Genomic DNA, 17,399 nt, shown 5'->3' with positions numbered 1-17,399 from the left:
CCCGGCGCTTTTTTTCTGCCAAAAATAAACTTCTGCCTAACGCAGCCCGTTGTAGGAGCGGGTTCACCCGCGAAGAAGGCTGCTCGGTCTATGGCACCGGCTTAGCCGGTGTTCGCGGGTGAACCCGCTCCTACAGACGGGATGAGGCATTCAGCCCAGTTCGAACAGTTTTTGACGCCAATAAACCGCCCTTAACCCCTTGATTTATCAGGGCTGGCCCCATGCCAGTATTTTTTTTTTGAAAAAGCCCTCAAGCAACCCGCGCACCCGACGATAACCATTACGAAGGTTCTCTAGGCCAATCCGGCGGTTGCCAAGGCCGGAAGCCGCAGTACCCATCCAACGAGGATTTCGTCATGGCTTTAACTGTAAACACCAACATTGCGTCGATCACCACCCAGGGCAACCTGACCAAGGCGAGCAACGCTCAGACCACTTCGATGCAGCGTCTGTCCTCGGGTCTGCGCATCAACAGCGCTAAAGACGACGCTGCCGGCCTGCAGATCGCCAACCGTCTGACCAGCCAGATCAATGGCCTGGGCCAGGCTGTGAAGAACGCCAACGACGGTATCTCGATCGCTCAGACCGCTGAAGGTGCAATGCAGGCCTCGACCGACATCCTGCAGAAAATGCGTACCCTGGCTCTGTCCTCGGCTACTGGCTCGCTGAGCGCCGACGACCGTAAGTCGAACAACGACGAATACCAGGCTCTGACCGCTGAGCTGAACCGTATCTCGGATACCACCACCTTCGGTGGCCAGAAGCTGCTGGACGGTTCGTACGGCACCAAGGCCATTCAGGTCGGCGCAAATGCCAACGAAACCATCAACCTGACTCTGGACAACGTTTCGGCCAAGAGCATTGGCTCGCAGCAAGTCAAGAGCGTCGGCATCACTCCAGATGCAACCGGCATTGCAGGTGGCGCTGTCACCATCACCGGTAACGGCCAGAGCACTGACGTCACGCTCGCTGCTGGTGCTTCCGCCAAGGAAATCGCCAAGACCCTGAACGGCGCAGTAGGTGGCCTGACCGCTACCGCAAGCACCGAAGTCGAGTTCACCATCGACGAAGCGGCTATCGCCGGTGCCACCCCAGCATCCGCCAACTTCAAACTCGAAGTCGGCGGTCAGACTGTCGACTTCGTGGGTGTCACCGACACCGCCGGTCTTGCTGACCAGCTGAAGTCCAACGCTGCCAAGCTGGGTATCAGCGTCAACTATGACGAGACCAAGGGCACTCTGTCGGTCAAGTCCGATACCGGTGAAAACCTCAAGTTCACTGCTGCCGACCCTGGTGCCGTTGCAGGTATCCAAGTTGCCGCCAAAGACGGTTCGGGCAAACTTGGTACTGCCGCCGCGTTGGACGCAGCCACTCTGGTCGTCACTGGCGCGGTGAACCTGGACTCCGCCAAGGGCTACTCGCTGACCGGCGCTGGCGTTGAAGACCTGTTCGCGGGTACTGGTGTCACCGCTGTGACTTCGGCCAAGACCTCTATCGCCGAAACCGACGTGACCGACGCCACCAACGCCCAGAACGCTCTGGCTGTTATCGACAAGGCGATCGGCTCCATCGACAGCGTCCGTTCGGGCCTGGGTGCTACCCAGAACCGTCTGCAAACCACCGTCGACAACCTGCAGAACATCCAGAAGAACTCCACCGCTGCCCGTTCCACCGTGCAGGACGTGGACTTCGCTTCGGAAACTGCCGAGCTGACCAAGCAGCAGACTCTGCAGCAGGCTTCGACCGCGATCCTGTCGCAGGCTAACCAGCTGCCATCGTCGGTCCTGAAACTGCTTCAGTAATTCAGGCGCTTGAGTGAAGGGTGAAAGGGTGCGTTTACGTGCCCTTTCACCCTTTTTGACATGAGGAGTTCGAAACATGGACATGAGTGTCAAGCTGAACCAGGTGTACCCGACCGTGTTGCCCCATCCGCCAGGAGCTGATCGCGAGCGGGACCCGGCTATGCCTGCCAAGGTGCAGGAAGCCGCTGCCTCCGATAATCAGCCGCACTCGCGCGAGGACCTGGAAAAAGCGGTTGGCGAAATTCGTGATTTCGTCCAGTCGAGCCAGCGCCAGCTGGACTTTTCCATTGACGATTCCACGGGCCGGATTGTAGTCAAGGTGATAGCTACCCAGTCCGGTGAGGTGATCCGGCAACTTCCGTCGGAAGCTGCACTGAAATTGGCGCAGAGCCTCAGTGAAGCCAGCAGCCTGCTGTTCGACGGTCAGGCATAGGCTGGCATGATTTTTGTTGTTGTCGATTATTTGATGGATTTATCCGCCAAGGATCCGGCAGCTACTGAACAAGGAGAGCAATGATGGCAGGTACAACAGTCAGCGGTATTGGCTCGGGCATCGATACCCAGGCGATCGTCGAATCTCTGGTGGCCGCGCAGAAGGCGCCGAAACAGGCGCAGATCAATACCCAAACACTGAAGGCAACCACCACGTTGTCCTCTATTGGCAAGATCCAGGCGGCTCTCGATGCGTTCCGTGGCGCCTTGACCAACATGACTGATTCCAACAGCTTTGGTGGCCTGAGCCTTAAGTCTTCGGATGAAAAGGTCGCGACCGTCACCATGGGGACTGGGGCGGCAAACGGGTCGTTCAAGCTGATCGTCGACAAGTTGGCGACCGCGTCAAAAGTTTCGACCAAAGTGTATGCAGATGGCGCGGGATCGGTAGTCAATAGCGGCAGTACGCCAACTACCCTGACCATCAGTCAGGACGGCAAGGACTTCGATCTGAGTGTTCCCGCCGGCGCCACGTTGCAGCAGGTACGCGACAGCATCAATAGCCAGTTCGGTGTAGCGGGCCTTAGTGCCAACGTGCTGACGGATGCCAATGGTTCTCGCCTGATCGTCACCTCGACGAAAATGGGTGAGGGCTCTGACATTACCCTTTCCGGTAACTCGGGCATCGATACCGGCTATACCGTTGTCGATGAGCCGACGGACGCCGAGTACACCCTGGACGGCATTGCCATGAAGTCCAAGACCAATGACATCACCGATGCCGTCAGTGGTCTCAACATAAAGCTGGTGGGTGTTTCGCCGACGAACGCTACCAGTGGCGAGCCTACTGCGACCATCCTCTCGCTGACTACCAGTTCCACAACGTTGAAGTCGGGCCTCAAAGGTTTCATCGATACCTACAATGCCTTGCTCGCCGTGATGAACGAGGAAACCAAGGTCACCAAGAATCCCAATGGCACCATGACGGCTGCGGCGCTGACGGGTGATGCCACCATGCGCACGTTGATGACCTCCATTCGTGAGGAGCTCAATGCGGTATCGGGCAACGGAACCTTGAAATCGCTCGCTGCCTTTGGTGTCAGTTCGTCCCAGGATGGCGGTGCGCTGAGCCTGGACGACAAGAAGTGGGACAAGGTTGCCTCCACCAACGCGGCGGACCTGACCAGCATTTTCAATGGCAAGGATGGCCTGCTGGCGCGCCTGCAAAAAGTCACCGAGCCATTCGCCAAGGCCGCAACCGGCACCCTGGCCGAGCGCTCCAAGGTCCTGAGCGAAAGCCTGACCAAGCTCACGGCCGAGCAGGAAACCCTGGACGCCCGCATGGAAGCCCTGCAGAAGAGCCTGCAGGACAAGTACAACAACATGGATACCCTGGTCACTCAGTTGCGTCAGCAGCAGAACTCGGTGCTCAGCACCCTCAACGCACTGAACAAGGCGAACAGCGACGATTGATCCGTGAACCTTGCATGAAGTCCGTGCAAGATGCCGGACTTCATGTCATCGGCCGGTAAAGTTTTTCGCCACCTGCCCGATACAAGGAATATCTCCCCCTTAAGCCTGCCCGTCACGAGGTCGCAAGATGAATCCCATGAGAGCCCTTCGTCAGTACCAGAAGGTCAATTCCCATGCCCAGATTTCCGAAGCCACGCCCCATCGCCTGGTGCAGATGCTGATGGAAGGCGGCCTCGATCGCATGGCGCAGGCCAAGGGGGCGATGGCGCGTGGCGACATTGCGGAGAAGGGCCTGATGCTGGGCAAGGCGATCGATATCATCATCGGCTTGCGCGATGGCTTGTCGCCTGAAAAAAGCGAAAACCCAGAGTACGTCGAAAAGCTCGACGCCCTCTATGTCTACATGACCAATCGCCTGATGCAGGCCAATGTGGACAACGATGCCAGCATTATCGACGAAGTTGCCCAGCTGCTGATTACCGTGAAAAGTGGCTGGGACGGCATTGCCGACGCCCAGCCTGCCAGCTGATGGCAAGGAGATTACCGTGACCGCACTGCAACGCCTCGATGACACCTGCGATGCCCTGATCGGGGCCTTGGGTGAGCGTGACTGGGAAGCCATTGCCAAGCTGGATGTGGCGTGCCGCGCGTGCATCGACGAGGTGCTGGAAACCCATGCGATGGATCAGGCGTTGCTGCGCGAGAAGCTGGAAGGGGTGCTGCGGCTCTACCGCAATTTGATCGATGTCACAACCGGTGAACGCCAGGCAATTGCCGAAGAGATGATGCAGATCAATCAAGCGAAAAATGCATCGAAGGTTTACCATCTCTTCAGTTAAGATGCGCACGACTTAACAAAAGGCGCCATAAATTTGACTGTGTGGGCCTTTTTGACTTTACTAGTGGCTGTTTTCGAATTTCAGACGTCCGAACACTGACCATTCAGTCGGAATGATGTCGAGCACGCCCCCGCAGGGCGCCGATATGACTAGGGAAGTTGCTATTGCATGTGGCGTGAAACCAAGATTCTGCTGATCGATGACGACAGCGCGCGCCGCCGCGACCTTGCGGTGGTGCTGAACTTCCTCGGCGAAGAAAACCTCGCGTGTGCCAGCCATGACTGGCAGCAGGCGGTCGAGCCATTGTCTTCGAGCCGCGAAGTGCTGTGCGTGCTCATCGGCACCGTAAATGCTCCGGGCAATCTGCTTGGGTTGCTTAAGACAGTGGCTACCTGGGATGAGTTCCTTCCGGTTCTGCTTTTAGGTGAAATTTCTTCTGCCGAGCTGCCGGAAGACCTTCGCCGCCGGGTGCTTTCCAACCTGGAAATGCCGCCAAGCTACAGCCAGCTGCTGGACTCGCTGCACCGTGCCCAGGTCTACCGCGAAATGTATGACCAGGCGCGTGAGCGCGGTCGCCAGCGCGAGCCCAATCTGTTCCGCAGCCTGGTTGGCACCAGTCGTGCCATTCAGCACGTGCGGCAAATGATGCAGCAAGTGGCGGATACCGACGCCAGCGTGCTCATCCTGGGTGAGTCGGGCACCGGTAAGGAAGTGGTGGCGCGCAACCTGCACTACCATTCCAAGCGCCGCGAAGCGCCATTCGTGCCGGTCAACTGTGGCGCGATCCCGGCCGAGCTGCTGGAAAGCGAACTGTTCGGCCACGAGAAGGGCGCCTTTACCGGGGCCATCACCAGCCGTGCCGGGCGTTTCGAGCTGGCCAACGGTGGTACTCTGTTCCTCGATGAAATCGGCGACATGCCGTTGCCGATGCAGGTCAAGCTGCTGCGTGTACTGCAGGAGCGTACCTTCGAGCGCGTGGGTAGCAACAAGACCCAGAGCATCGACGTGCGCATCATCGCTGCGACGCACAAAAACCTCGAAAACATGATCGAGGACGGTACCTTTCGCGAAGACCTGTACTACCGCCTGAACGTGTTCCCTATCGAGATGGCACCGCTGCGTGAGCGGGTGGAAGACATCCCGTTGCTGATGAACGAGCTGATTTCGCGCATGGAGCACGAGAAGCGCGGTTCCATTCGCTTCAATTCCGCCTCGATCATGTCGCTGTGTCGTCACGGCTGGCCGGGCAACGTGCGCGAGCTGGCCAACCTGGTCGAGCGCATGGCGATCATGCACCCGTACGGGGTCATTGGCGTGTCGGAACTGCCGAAGAAATTCCGCTATGTCGATGACGAAGACGAGCAGATGGTCGACAGCCTGCGCAGCGACCTTGAAGAGCGCGTGGCGATCAATGGCCATACACCAAACTTCAGCAACCACGCCATGCTGCCGCCCGAAGGCCTGGACCTCAAGGACTACCTGGGTAGCCTGGAGCAGGGCCTGATCCAGCAGGCGCTGGACGATGCCAACGGTATCGTTGCGCGCGCGGCTGAACGTTTGCGTATTCGCCGTACCACCCTGGTCGAGAAGATGCGCAAGTACGGCATGAGCCGCCAGGGCGGCGAGGAACAGGCGGAAGATTGAAGCCTGGCGGTTGCCTATGCCGGCCTCTTCGCGGGCAAGCCCGCTCCCACAGGGATATCACCGAATTGAAGATGTGTATCGATCCTGTGGGAGCGGGCGTGCCCGCGAAGAGGCCGGCACAAATCCCTATCTCCGGCACGGCTATTGCTACACCGCTGGCAACACACCGTTTTTATGACGGTCAGCCACGCGAGAGAGCACGATGCCCCAGGCCGCCCACGTATCCCGAGCCCCCGATCAGCAGGGGCAAACCCCGGTCGCGCAGGACAGCGGCCAGGGTATCGCGCAAGCCTTTGCCCTGTTCAATCAGGTGTCCAGCCAGCTGAGCCAGTCCTACAGCCTGCTCGAAGCCCGGGTCAGTGAGCTCAAAGGTGAGCTGGCCGTGGTCAGCGCCCAGCGCATCGACGAACTGAGCGAAAAGGAGCGCCTGGCCAACCGCCTGCAGAACCTGCTGGACTTGCTGCCCGGTGGGGTGATCGTGATCGACGGCCAGGGCCTGGTGCGCGAAGCCAACCCGGCCGCCTGCGAGTTGCTCGGCGATCCTCTGATCGGCCAATTGTGGCGCCAGGTGATCGCCCGTAGCTTTGCCCCGCGCAAGGACGACGGCCACGAAGTCTCGCTGCGCGACGGCCGCCGCCTGTCGATTGCCACCCGCTCGCTGGATGCCGAGCCTGGCCAGTTGGTGCTGCTCAACGACCTGACTGAAACCCGTCGCCTCCAGGATCAACTGGCTCGCCATGAGCGGCTGTCGTCCTTGGGGCGCATGGTTGCCTCGCTGGCCCATCAGATTCGCACGCCGCTGTCGGCAGCCATGCTGTATGCCAGCCACCTGGCCGATAGCGAGCAAGCACTGAGCGCGGAAACCCGCCAGCGCTTCGCCGCGACCTTGAAGGAGCGCCTGCACGAGCTGGAACACCAGGTGCGCGACATGCTGGTGTTTGCCCGTGGCGAGTTGCCACTGGGGGATCGGGTGACCCCGAAAGCGCTGTTCCAGGCCCTGCAACAGGCGGCCCAGGCACATGTGCAAGGGCATGCCGTGCGCTGGCAGTGCGACAGTCATCTGGGCGAGTTGCTGTGCAACCGCGACACCCTGGTCGGCGCCTTGCTCAACCTGATTGAAAATGCCCTGCAGGCCAGCGATGGCCCGGCACGGCTGAAGGTGCACCTGTACCGCCGCGAACGTAGCTTGCACCTCTGCGTCAGCGATGCCGGCAGTGGCATCGATGCAGGCTTGCTTGGCCGTTTGGGCGAGCCGTTCCTCACCACCAAGGCCACCGGTACCGGCCTGGGCCTGGCCGTGGTCAAGGCAGTGGTGCGCGCGCATCAGGGCACGATCAACCTGCGCTCGAAAGTCGGCCGTGGTACCTGCGTGCGGGTAGAACTGCCGTTGATCGACGGGCAATTGGCGGAGGGGGTGTAATGGCAATCAAGGTGCTGCTGGTCGAGGATGACCGCGTATTGCGCCAGGCGCTGGGCGATACCCTGGAAATCGGCGGGTTCGCCTATCAGGCGGTGGGCAGTGCCGAAGAAGCGCTGGAGGCCGTACTGGATGACGCGTTCAGCCTGGTAGTCAGTGACGTCAACATGCCCGGTATGGACGGGCACCAGTTGCTCAGCCAGCTGCGCCGCCAGCAGCCGCAGTTGCCGGTGCTGTTGATGACGGCGCATGCTGCTGTCGAGCGTGCGGTCGAGGCCATGCGTCAAGGCGCCGCCGACTACCTGGTCAAGCCGTTCGAGCCCAAGGCGCTGCTCAGCCTCGTGGAGCGGCATGCCGCCGGGCGGGTCACCGGCGAAGAAGGGCCGGTGGCTTGCGAGCCGGCCAGTCGCCAGTTGCTGGAGCTGGCGGCCCGTGTGGCGCGCAGTGACTCGACCGTGCTGATTTCCGGCGAGTCCGGTACTGGCAAGGAAGTGCTGGCGCGCTACATTCACCAGCAATCGCCGCGTGCGGCGCAGCCCTTCGTGGCGATCAATTGCGCGGCGATCCCCGACAACATGCTCGAGGCCACCCTGTTCGGCCACGAGAAGGGCGCCTTCACCGGCGCTATCGCGGCTCAGGCTGGCAAGTTCGAGCAGGCCGAAGGCGGCACCCTGCTGCTGGACGAAATCTCGGAAATGCCCATGGCCTTGCAGGCCAAGCTGCTGCGTGTGCTGCAGGAGCGCGAGGTGGAGCGGGTAGGCGGGCGCAAGCCGATCAGCCTGGATATTCGGGTGCTGGCCACCACCAACCGCGACCTGGCCGGCGAAGTGGCGGCCGGGCGCTTCCGCGAAGACTTGTACTACCGCCTGTCGGTGTTCCCGCTGGCCTGGCGCCCGCTGCGTGAGCGGCCGGGCGATATCCTGCAACTGGCTGAGCGCCTGCTGGCGCGCCATGTGGCCAAGATGAAGCATGCCCCGGTGCGTCTCTCGCCAGCGGCTCGGGCCTGCCTGCAGGCATATGCCTGGCCGGGCAACGTGCGCGAGCTGGACAACGCACTGCAGCGGGCGTTGATTCTGCAGCAGGGGGGCGTGATCGAGGCGGCGGATTTTTGTCTGGCAGGCGCCATTCCATTGTCGGCTGGCACCGAGCCATCTCTTGAGGTGGTTGCTGATGCTGGCGGCTTGGGGGATGACATGCGTCGCCACGAGTACCAGATGATCATCGACACCCTGCGCGCCGAACGCGGCCGCCGCAAAGAGGCGGCCGAACGCCTGGGCATCAGCCCGCGCACGTTGCGCTACAAGCTGGCACAGATGCGCGATGCCGGGTTTGACGTCGAGGCCAGCCTGTTCGGCTGACAGGCAAATCATCTGCAACTGGCGCGGACCTCTGTGGGAGCGGCCTTGCGTCGCGATAGGGGCGCAAGGCCGCTCCCACAGGAATTGTGTGATCCCTGGGAAATGAGTCGCGAAGGCTGGCACCTTTGTTGCTTTAGGTAGGTCATTCGCCGCATGACTGTCAAAAAAATGCGGCCGCAGGAGAGAGAAGGGTCATGAGCCAAGGTGTTGAATTCAATCGTCTGATGTTGGACATGCGGGCCATGCAGGCCGATGCCATGTCGCTGCCCAAGGCAACCGTTGCCCCAGAGCTGGCGCCGGGGCAAAGTACCTTCGCCGACATGCTCGGCCAGGCCATCGGCAAGGTGCATGAGACGCAGCAGGCCTCGACCCAGCTGGCCAACGCGTTCGAAATCGGCAAGAGCGGCGTCGACCTGACTGACGTGATGATCGCTTCGCAAAAGGCCAGCGTGTCGATGCAAGCCATGACCCAGGTACGCAACAAGCTGGTCCAGGCGTACCAGGACATCATGCAGATGCCGGTTTGAGGACGGATGTAACCCATGGCTGAAGCAGTCGTCGAAAACGCCCCCGCCAAAGCTGGCTCGCCAGCGGCCAAGCCGCCGCTGTTTGGCATGGCGTTTCTGGAAAACATCTCGCAGATGCCCATGCTGCGCCAGATCGGCCTCATGGTCGGCCTGGCGGCCAGCGTGGCCATCGGCTTTGCCGTGGTGCTGTGGTCGCAACAACCCGATTACCGTCCGTTGTACGGCAGCCTGTCGGGCATGGACACCAAGCAGGTCATGGACACCCTGGCCGCTGCTGACATCTCCTATAACGTGGAGCCCAACTCGGGGGCCCTGCTGGTCAAGGCCGACGACCTCTCCCGTGCGCGCCTGAAACTGGCAGCCGCCGGCGTGGCGCCGAGCGACGGCAATGTCGGCTTCGAGCTGCTCGACAAGGAGCAGGGCCTGGGCACCAGCCAGTTCATGGAAACCACTCGCTACCGCCGCAGCCTGGAAGGCGAACTGGCCCGTACCGTTTCCAGCCTCAACAACGTCAAGGCCGCGCGTGTGCACCTGGCCATCCCGAAAAGTTCGGTGTTCGTACGTGATGAACGCAAGCCCAGCGCCTCGGTACTGGTCGAGCTGTACCCAGGCCGCGCACTGGAAGCCGGGCAGGTGATGGCCATCGTCAACCTGGTCGCCACCAGCGTGCCGGAACTGGACAAGTCCCAGGTCACCGTCGTCGACCAGAAGGGCAACCTGCTGTCCGATCAGATTCAGGATTCCGCGCTGACCCAGGCTGGCAAGCAGTTCGACTACAGTCGCCGGGTGGAAAGCATGCTTACCCAGCGCGTGCACAATATCCTGCAGCCGGTGCTGGGCAACGACCGCTACAAGGCCGAAGTGTCCGCCGACCTCGACTTCAGCGCGGTCGAGTCCACCTCCGAACAGTTCAACCCCGATCAGCCGGCGTTGCGCAGCGAGCAGTCAGTCGACGAACAGCGTGCCAGCAGCCAAGGCCCGCAAGGCGTGCCTGGCGCGCTGAGCAACCAGCCGCCAGGCGCCGCTTCGGCACCGCAGACCACCGGTGGCGCGGCGACCCCGGCTGCTGCCATTCAGCCTGGCCAACCGCTGGTGGATGCCAACGGCCAGCAGATCATGGACCCGGCCACCGGCCAGCCGATGCTCGCGCCGTACCCATCAGACAAACGTCAGCAAAGCACCAAGAACTTCGAGCTGGACCGTTCCATCAGCCACACTCGCCAGCAGCAGGGGCGCATGACCCGTCTGTCGGTAGCGGTGGTGGTGGACGACCAGGTCAAGATCGACCCGGCCACTGGCGATACCACACGTGCGCCATGGGGCGCCGAGGACCTGGCGCGCTTTACCCGCCTGGTGCAGGACGCAGTCGGCTTCGATGCCAGCCGTGGCGACAGCGTGACGGTGATCAACGTGCCGTTCGCCGCCGACCGTGGCGAGGAAATCGCCGACATCGCCTTCTACCAGCAGCCCTGGTTCTGGGATATCGTCAAGCAAGTGCTGGGCGTGGTGTTCATCCTGGTGCTGGTGTTCGGCGTGCTGCGGCCAGTGCTGAACAACATTACCGGGGGCGGCAAGCAGGCTGCCCCGGATAGCGACATGGAGCTGGGCGGCATGATGGGTCTGGATGGCGAACTGGCCAACGACCGCGTCAGCCTGGGTGGCCCGACAAGCATTCTGCTGCCTAGCCCGAGCGAGGGTTACGAGGCACAGCTCAACGCAATCAAAGGCCTGGTGGCCGAAGACCCGGGCCGTGTGGCCCAGGTCGTGAAAGACTGGATCAACGCCGATGAGTGATAACCGAGCCGTTACCGCCAAGCTGAGCCGCGTCGACAAGGCGGCGATCCTCCTGCTCTCGCTGGGCGAGACCGATGCGGCCCAGGTGCTGCGGCACATGGGCCCGAAGGAAGTGCAGCGGGTAGGTGTGGCCATGGCGCAGATGGGCAATGTGCACCGTGACCAGGTCGAACAGGTGATGAGCGAGTTTGTCGACATCGTTGGCGACCAGACCAGCCTGGGTGTCGGGTCTGATGCGTACATCCGCAAGATGCTCAACCAGGCCCTGGGCGAGGACAAGGCCAATGGCCTGGTCGACCGCATCCTGCTCGGCGGCAATACCAGCGGCCTGGACAGCCTCAAGTGGATGGAGCCGCGTGCCGTGGCCGACGTGATCCGCTACGAGCACCCGCAGATCCAGGCCATCGTGGTCGCCTACCTCGACCCGGACCAGGCCGGTGAAGTGCTGAGCAACTTCGACCACAAGGTGCGCCTGGACATCGTCCTGCGTGTGTCATCGCTGAACACCGTGCAGCCGGCGGCGCTGAAGGAGCTGAACCAGATCCTCGAGAAGCAGTTCTCGGGCAACTCCAACGCCGCGCGCACCACCCTGGGTGGTATCAAGCGTGCTGCCGACATCATGAACTTCCTCGACAGCTCGGTGGAAGGCGCACTGATGGACGCGATCCGCGAAATCGACAGCGACCTGTCGGAGCAGATCGAAGACTTGATGTTTGTCTTCAACAACCTGGCCGACGTCGACGACCGAGGCATCCAGGCGCTGTTGCGCGAGGTGTCCTCCGACGTGTTGGTGGTGTCGCTCAAGGGCGCCGACGAGCGGGTCAAGGACAAGATCTTCAAGAACATGTCCAAACGTGCTTCGGAACTGCTGCGTGACGATCTGGAGGCCAAAGGGCCGGTACGGGTCAGCGACGTGGAAACCGCGCAGAAAGAAATCCTCACCATTGCCCGGCGCATGGCCGAGGCCGGCGAGATCGTGCTCGGCGGCAAGGGCGCCGAGGAAATGATCTAAGGTATTCGCGACCCCATAGCCGACGCCGCCTTTTGTAGGCGCGGGTTTACCCGCGAAGGCGTCGGTCCTGGCAATCGAGGTTGTCGCTGCCGACGCATTCGCGGGTGAACCCGCTCCTGCAAGGGACCGTATCGGCCGAACATGGTTTGAGAACATGACAGCATGCCCACCAAAGAACACCACCCCAGCGACCTGATCCGCGCCCGCGACCTCGAGGGCGTGGACGTGTGGACGTTGCCCAGCTTCGACCCGGAACCGGAGCCTGCGCCCGAGCCGGAACCGGAGCCCGAGGTCATCGAGGAAGAAATCGAGGAAGTGCCGCTGGAAGAAGTCCAGCCACTGACCCTGGAAGAGCTCGAAGCCATCCGCCAGGAGGCCTACAACGAGGGTTTCGCCACCGGTGAGCGCGAGGGCTTCCACAGCACCCAACTCAAGGTCCGGCAGGAGGCTGAAGAGGCCCTGAAGGCCAAGCTGGACAGCCTCGAGCGGCTGATGGCCAACCTGATGGAGCCGATTGCCGAGCAGGACAAGCAAATCGAGAAGTCGCTGGTCCACCTGGTAGCGCACATGACTCGCCAGGTGATCGGCCGCGAGCTGCGCAACGATTCCAGCCAGATCACTCAGGTGCTGCGCGAAGCGCTCAAGCTGCTGCCCATGGGCGCGGACAATATCCGCATCCACCTCAATCCGCAGGATTTCGAGCTGGCCAAAGCCCTGCGCGAACGCCATGAGGAGAACTGGCGGTTGCTGGAAGACAGTGCGCTGCTGCCGGGTGGTTGCCGCATCGAGACGGCCCACAGCCGTATCGATGCCACCATGGAAACGCGTATCGAAAAAGCGGTGGCGCAGCTGTTCGACCAGTTGCATGACCAATCCCTGCACCCGGCGGCGCCAGACATGTCGACAGACCTGGATGCGCCGGTCGAGCGTACCGTGGACAGCCCAGATGCACCTTGAGCGCACCAGCTTCGGCAAGCGCCTGGGCACTTACGCTGAGGCCATTGCGCTGCCGGCCCAGCCCATCGTCGAAGGCCGCTTGCTGCGTATGGTCGGCCTCACCCTGGAAGCCGAAGGCCTGCGCGCTGCAGTGGGCAGCCGTTGCCTGGTGATCAACGACGACAGTTATCACCCGGTGCAGGTCGAGGCCGAAGTCATGGGCTTTGCCGGGCCCAAGGTGTTTCTGATGCCGGTGGGCAGCATCGTCGGCATCGCTCCGGGGGCCCGGGTAGTGCCGTTGGATGACGGTGGCCGCCTGCCCATGGGCATGAGCATGCTGGGCCGGGTGCTCGACGGCGCCGGCCGCGCGCTGGATGGCAAGGGCGGGATGAAGGCCGAGGACTGGGTGCCGATGGACGGCCCGGTGATCAACCCGCTCAACCGCGACCCTATCAGCAAGCCGCTGGATGTGGGTATTCGCAGTATCAACGGCCTGCTTACCGTCGGCCGTGGCCAGCGGCTAGGCCTGTTTGCCGGTACCGGGGTGGGTAAATCGGTGTTGCTGGGTATGATGACCCGCTTCACCGAAGCCGAAATCATCGTGGTCGGCCTGATCGGTGAGCGGGGGCGCGAGGTGAAGGAGTTCATCGAGCATATCCTCGGTGAAGAGGGCCTCAAGCGCTCGGTGGTGGTGGCTTCGCCGGCCGACGATGCGCCACTGATGCGCCTGCGTGCCGCCATGTATTGCACACGCATTGCCGAGTACTTCCGCGACAAAGGCAAGAATGTGCTGTTGCTGATGGACTCGTTGACCCGTTTCGCCCAGGCCCAGCGGGAAATTGCCCTGGCCATCGGCGAGCCGCCGGCCACCCGTGGTTACCCGCCCTCGGTGTTTGCCAAGTTGCCAAAACTGGTCGAGCGGGCAGGCAATGGCGAACCTGGCGGTGGTTCGATCACTGCGTTCTATACCGTACTGTCCGAAGGCGACGACCAGCAAGACCCGATCGCCGACTCGGCGCGGGGCGTGCTAGACGGCCACTTTGTGCTGTCGCGTCGGCTGGCTGAGGAAGGCCATTACCCGGCCATCGACATCGAAGCGTCGATCAGTCGGGTCATGCCTCAAGTGGTCGATGCCGACCACTTGCGCCAGGCGCAGAAGTTCAAGCAACTGTGGTCGCGTCTGTCGCAAAGCCGCGACCTGATCAGCGTGGGTGCCTATGTGGCCGGCGGTGATCCGGAGACCGACCTGGCCATTGCCTTGCAATCGAAGCTGGTGGAGTTCCTGCGCCAGGGCCTGCGCGAGAACGTGGGCATGGCGCAGAGCCGCGAACAGCTGGGGGCGATTTTCACGCCCCCGGCAGGTTGATAAGCCGTGGCGCAGCCCGGACGTGCCGCGCGCCTGGCGCCGGTGGTGGACATGGCCGAAGAGGCCGAGCGCAAGGCGGCTCAGCGGCTTGGTCATTTTCAGCAGCAGGTGGCCACGGCCCAGGCCAAGCTGGCCGAGCTGGAGCGCTTTCGCGAGGATTACCAGCTGCAGTGGATCAACCGTGGCGGGCAAGGGGTCAATGGTAGCTGGCTGGTCAATTACCAGCGTTTTCTCGGGCAGCTGGAAACGGCCATGACCCAGCAGCGCCAGAGCCTGGTCTGGCACCAGAACAACCTCAATAACGCGCGTGGTACCTGGCAGCAGGCTTATGCCCGGGTGGAGGGTTTGCGCAAGCTGGTGCAGCGCTACCAGGACGAGGCCCGGCGCGCTGAAGACAAGCGTGAGCAGCGCTTGCTGGATGAGCTGTCGCAGCGCCTGCCGCGGCAAAACCATCTATAGGTGTTCGCCCGCAGGCCTTGCAGCGGAATAATTGGCCCGAAACAAATGAGAGGTCTTGCCCGCGAATGCGGTGGCGGCTGCGACGGTGTATGACCGGGTATATTGGCTGGCAGGTCCGGCCTATTCGCGGGTGAACCCGCTCCTACCACGGTATGGGGCGACACCACCGATTGATGTAGGAGCGGGTTTACCCGCGAAGAGGCCGGTACAGGCCATCAAAGCCATGAGCCTGCATCCGCTTGCCACCCCCACCTTCGCCTGCTAAACCTTAAAGCAGTTGCATCCGCCATCATCGAAGGAATCGCTAGCATGGCAGTCGAGACTGATTTTTCGCAGGACGGGAAAAAGCTGACCATCAAGATCAAGGGGCGCTTCGATTTCGGCAAGCATCAGGAGTTTCGCGAAGCGTACGAACGCCAGCCCGGGCGGCCGGATTCGGTGGTCGTCGACCTGAAGGATACCACCTACCTCGACAGCTCCGCGCTTGGCATGCTGCTGTTGCTGCGCGACCACGCGGGCGGTGATGAGTCGGACGTGCGGGTGGTGCATGCCAGCTCCGACGTGCGCAAGATTCTCGCCATCTCCAATTTCGAAAAACTCTTCGATATCAGTTGAGCGCCGACATGCCGGCCGAACAGGCGTTGACCGTGCTGGTCGCCGAAGACAGTGCTGTCGATCGCCTGCTGCTTTCGCAGATCGTGCGCCGCCAGGGGCATCAGGTATTCACTGCGGAGAACGGCGAGCAAGCGGTAGCGCTGTTCATCGAACGGCGCCCTCAACTGGTGCTGCTGGACGCCCTGATGCCGGTCATGGATGGCTTCGAGGCGGCGCGGCAGATCAAGGCATTGGCTGGCGAGGCGCTGGTGCCGATCATTTTCCTGACTTCGCTGAATGAAGAGGAAGGCCTGGTGCGTTGCCTTGAGGCGGGGGGCGATGATTTCATGGCCAAGCCCTACAGCGCGGTGATCCTCGCTGCCAAGATCCGCGCCATGGACCGTCTGCGCCGGTTACAGGCTACCGTGCTGGCGCAGCGCGACCAGATCACACGGCATCACCATCACCTGCTTAACGAGCAGCGGGTGGCCAAGGCGGTGTTCGACAAAGTGGCCCACTCTGGATGCCTTTCTGCGCCCAACATTCGCTACCTGCAATCGCCTTACGCGCTGTTCAATGGCGACCTGATGCTGGCGGCATTTACCCCGGCCGGCGACATGCGTGTGCTGCTCGGCGATTTCACCGGTCACGGCCTGCCGGCCGCGGTCGGCACCTTGCCGATGGCTGAGGTGTTCTACGGCATGACCGCCAAGGGCCACGGCATGGCGCAGATCCTGCGCGAGATGAATGCCAAGCTCAAGCGCATCCTGCCGGTAGACATGTTCTGCTGTGCGCTGCTGCTCAACCTCAGCATGCAGCGCGGCACGGTGGAGGTGTGGAATGGCGGTATGCCCGATGGGTATCGCCTGTCGGTGGATGGCCAGGTGCTGTCGGTACTGAGTTCGCGGCACCTGCCGCTGGGCATTCTGGCCGCTGAGCGCTTCGATGACAGCACTGAGGTGTTGCCGCTGGCACCGGACGAGCGCCTGTTGCTGCTGTCGGATGGTGTGCTCGATACCGCCGACGACCAGGAACGCCTGTTTGGCGTGCAGCGCCTGCGAGCGGTACTGGCCGACAACCGCGACCCTGTGCAGTTGTTCGACGAGCTGATGCTGGCCCTGGAGCGTTTTGGGGGGCAGCCACGCGATGACATCAGCTTGTGCGACATTCGCATGTTCACTGCCGAGGAGCGGGTGTCAGCACCGATGATCTACTCTGACAGCGGTCGTTCCAGCCCGTTGGACTGGTCGCTGGGCTTCGAGGTGCGTGGCGAAAGCCTCAAGCGCTTCAACCCTGTGCCGTACCTGGTGCAGTTATTGCAAGAAATTCATGGCCTGCGCGCACGTACGGGCAACCTGCACAGTGTGCTTAGCGAGTTGTATTCCAATGCGCTGGAGCATGGTGTGCTGGGCCTGGACTCGCAGCTCAAGCGCGATGTGCAAGGCTTTACCGACTATTACCAGGAGCGCGCCCGGCGCCTGGGCTCGCTGACCGAAGGCTTTGTAAGCATCGATTTCAAGGTTGAACCGTATGGCGGCGGTGGGCGTCTGATGATCGAGGTGCGCGACAGCGGTGCCGGCTTTGACGTGCAGCGAGTGCTGGCGCGGCCTTCGCCGGATCAGGGGCTGAGCGGTCGCGGTCTGAATCTGGTGAGGCAGTTGGCCAGTGATGCGCACTGGAGTGAGGGCGGGCGTTGCGCGCATGTGGAGTTCGTATGGTGAGCCGCTGGTTGGCTCGGGCATAATC

The 17,399-nt window shown here is 62.1% G+C and carries 16 protein-coding genes; all 16 read left to right on the top strand.

Features of this window, described 5'->3' with window-relative positions; genetic code table 11:
• Positions 1 to 356: 356 nt before the first annotated feature.
• The 16 genes from J3A98_RS16465 to J3A98_RS16390 all read left to right on the top strand — a co-directional run bounded on the left by J3A98_RS16465 (position 357) and on the right by J3A98_RS16390 (position 17,374).
• Positions 357 to 1,802 carry a flagellin gene (locus J3A98_RS16465; RefSeq protein WP_209967377.1) on the top strand — a complete coding sequence of 482 codons (1,446 nt, stop codon included), beginning with the start codon at positions 357 to 359 and terminating at the stop codon, positions 1,800 to 1,802.
• Positions 1,803 to 1,878: 76 nt separating this feature from the next.
• Positions 1,879 to 2,235: a flagellar protein FlaG gene (locus J3A98_RS16460; protein ID WP_209967376.1), complete on the top strand. Its 357-nt coding sequence runs from the start codon at positions 1,879 to 1,881 to the stop codon at positions 2,233 to 2,235.
• A gap of 83 nt (positions 2,236 to 2,318) precedes the next feature.
• Positions 2,319 to 3,707 (top strand): flagellar filament capping protein FliD, encoded by a 1,389-nt coding sequence (gene fliD, locus J3A98_RS16455; RefSeq protein ID WP_209967374.1) that lies wholly within the window; start codon positions 2,319 to 2,321, stop codon positions 3,705 to 3,707.
• Between the two features lie 127 nt (positions 3,708 to 3,834).
• On the top strand, positions 3,835 to 4,236 hold the full coding sequence (gene fliS, locus J3A98_RS16450; RefSeq protein WP_019438376.1) for a flagellar export chaperone FliS: 402 nt from the start codon (positions 3,835 to 3,837) through the stop codon (positions 4,234 to 4,236).
• Between the two features lie 16 nt (positions 4,237 to 4,252).
• Entirely contained in the window at positions 4,253 to 4,546 is a 294-nt protein-coding gene (locus J3A98_RS16445) for a hypothetical protein (RefSeq protein ID WP_014590131.1), read from the top strand.
• 168 nt (positions 4,547 to 4,714) lie between these two features.
• Positions 4,715 to 6,190 (top strand): transcriptional regulator FleQ, encoded by a 1,476-nt coding sequence (fleQ, locus tag J3A98_RS16440; protein WP_119714053.1) that lies wholly within the window; start codon positions 4,715 to 4,717, stop codon positions 6,188 to 6,190.
• Between the two features lie 202 nt (positions 6,191 to 6,392).
• Positions 6,393 to 7,610, top strand: coding sequence for an ATP-binding protein (locus J3A98_RS16435; RefSeq protein WP_209967372.1), 1,218 nt, complete (start codon positions 6,393 to 6,395; stop codon positions 7,608 to 7,610).
• On the top strand, positions 7,610 to 8,965 hold the full coding sequence (locus J3A98_RS16430; RefSeq protein WP_103462202.1) for a sigma-54 dependent transcriptional regulator: 1,356 nt from the start codon (positions 7,610 to 7,612) through the stop codon (positions 8,963 to 8,965). Before J3A98_RS16435 ends, J3A98_RS16430 begins: the two co-directional genes overlap by 1 nt.
• A gap of 194 nt (positions 8,966 to 9,159) precedes the next feature.
• Positions 9,160 to 9,492 carry a flagellar hook-basal body complex protein FliE gene (fliE, locus tag J3A98_RS16425; RefSeq protein WP_176685401.1) on the top strand — a complete coding sequence of 111 codons (333 nt, stop codon included), beginning with the start codon at positions 9,160 to 9,162 and terminating at the stop codon, positions 9,490 to 9,492.
• Positions 9,493 to 9,507: 15 nt separating this feature from the next.
• A complete protein-coding gene (gene fliF / locus J3A98_RS16420) occupies positions 9,508 to 11,286 on the top strand; it encodes a flagellar basal-body MS-ring/collar protein FliF (RefSeq protein ID WP_209967371.1) in 1,779 nt (592 codons plus the stop codon).
• Positions 11,279 to 12,298 carry a flagellar motor switch protein FliG gene (gene fliG / locus J3A98_RS16415; RefSeq protein ID WP_003254434.1) on the top strand — a complete coding sequence of 340 codons (1,020 nt, stop codon included), beginning with the start codon at positions 11,279 to 11,281 and terminating at the stop codon, positions 12,296 to 12,298. The genes fliF and fliG overlap by 8 nt, the downstream gene beginning before the upstream one ends.
• 162 nt (positions 12,299 to 12,460) lie before the next feature.
• Entirely contained in the window at positions 12,461 to 13,255 is a 795-nt protein-coding gene (fliH, locus tag J3A98_RS16410) for a flagellar assembly protein FliH (protein ID WP_176685403.1), read from the top strand.
• A complete protein-coding gene (gene fliI / locus J3A98_RS16405; protein WP_103462205.1) occupies positions 13,245 to 14,600 on the top strand; it encodes a flagellar protein export ATPase FliI in 1,356 nt (451 codons plus the stop codon). The genes fliH and fliI overlap by 11 nt, the downstream gene beginning before the upstream one ends.
• 6 nt (positions 14,601 to 14,606) lie before the next feature.
• Positions 14,607 to 15,059, top strand: coding sequence for a flagellar export protein FliJ (fliJ, locus tag J3A98_RS16400; RefSeq protein WP_103462206.1), 453 nt, complete (start codon positions 14,607 to 14,609; stop codon positions 15,057 to 15,059).
• Positions 15,060 to 15,368: 309 nt separating this feature from the next.
• Positions 15,369 to 15,674 carry an STAS domain-containing protein gene (locus J3A98_RS16395; RefSeq protein WP_176685404.1) on the top strand — a complete coding sequence of 102 codons (306 nt, stop codon included), beginning with the start codon at positions 15,369 to 15,371 and terminating at the stop codon, positions 15,672 to 15,674.
• Positions 15,675 to 15,682: 8 nt separating this feature from the next.
• Positions 15,683 to 17,374 carry a fused response regulator/phosphatase gene (locus J3A98_RS16390; RefSeq protein WP_209967368.1) on the top strand — a complete coding sequence of 564 codons (1,692 nt, stop codon included), beginning with the start codon at positions 15,683 to 15,685 and terminating at the stop codon, positions 17,372 to 17,374.
• Positions 17,375 to 17,399 lie beyond the last annotated feature (25 nt).

The organism is Pseudomonas sp. BP6 (assembly GCF_017875935.1).
GTDB classification, from domain to species: domain Bacteria; phylum Pseudomonadota; class Gammaproteobacteria; order Pseudomonadales; family Pseudomonadaceae; genus Aquipseudomonas; species Aquipseudomonas putida_Y.
This window is presented reverse-complemented; position numbering and strand designations above follow the sequence as displayed.

Bases quoted from the DNA above. Each gene is read 5' to 3' on its own strand.
- J3A98_RS16465 (WP_209967377.1), top strand. From the start codon at position 357: ATGGCTTTAACTGTAAACACCAACATTGCGTCGATCACCACCCAGGGC.
- J3A98_RS16460 (WP_209967376.1), top strand. From the start codon at position 1,879: ATGGACATGAGTGTCAAGCTGAACCAGGTGTACCCGACCGTGTTGCCC.
- fliD (WP_209967374.1), top strand. From the start codon at position 2,319: ATGGCAGGTACAACAGTCAGCGGTATTGGCTCGGGCATCGATACCCAG.
- fliS (WP_019438376.1), top strand. From the start codon at position 3,835: ATGAATCCCATGAGAGCCCTTCGTCAGTACCAGAAGGTCAATTCCCAT.
- fleQ (WP_119714053.1), top strand. From the start codon at position 4,715: ATGTGGCGTGAAACCAAGATTCTGCTGATCGATGACGACAGCGCGCGC.
- J3A98_RS16435 (WP_209967372.1), top strand. From the start codon at position 6,393: ATGCCCCAGGCCGCCCACGTATCCCGAGCCCCCGATCAGCAGGGGCAA.
- J3A98_RS16430 (WP_103462202.1), top strand. From the start codon at position 7,610: ATGGCAATCAAGGTGCTGCTGGTCGAGGATGACCGCGTATTGCGCCAG.
- fliE (WP_176685401.1), top strand. From the start codon at position 9,160: ATGAGCCAAGGTGTTGAATTCAATCGTCTGATGTTGGACATGCGGGCC.
- fliF (WP_209967371.1), top strand. From the start codon at position 9,508: ATGGCTGAAGCAGTCGTCGAAAACGCCCCCGCCAAAGCTGGCTCGCCA.
- fliG (WP_003254434.1), top strand. From the start codon at position 11,279: ATGAGTGATAACCGAGCCGTTACCGCCAAGCTGAGCCGCGTCGACAAG.
- fliH (WP_176685403.1), top strand. From the start codon at position 12,461: ATGCCCACCAAAGAACACCACCCCAGCGACCTGATCCGCGCCCGCGAC.
- fliI (WP_103462205.1), top strand. From the start codon at position 13,245: ATGCACCTTGAGCGCACCAGCTTCGGCAAGCGCCTGGGCACTTACGCT.
- J3A98_RS16395 (WP_176685404.1), top strand. From the start codon at position 15,369: ATGGCAGTCGAGACTGATTTTTCGCAGGACGGGAAAAAGCTGACCATC.
- J3A98_RS16390 (WP_209967368.1), top strand. From the start codon at position 15,683: ATGCCGGCCGAACAGGCGTTGACCGTGCTGGTCGCCGAAGACAGTGCT.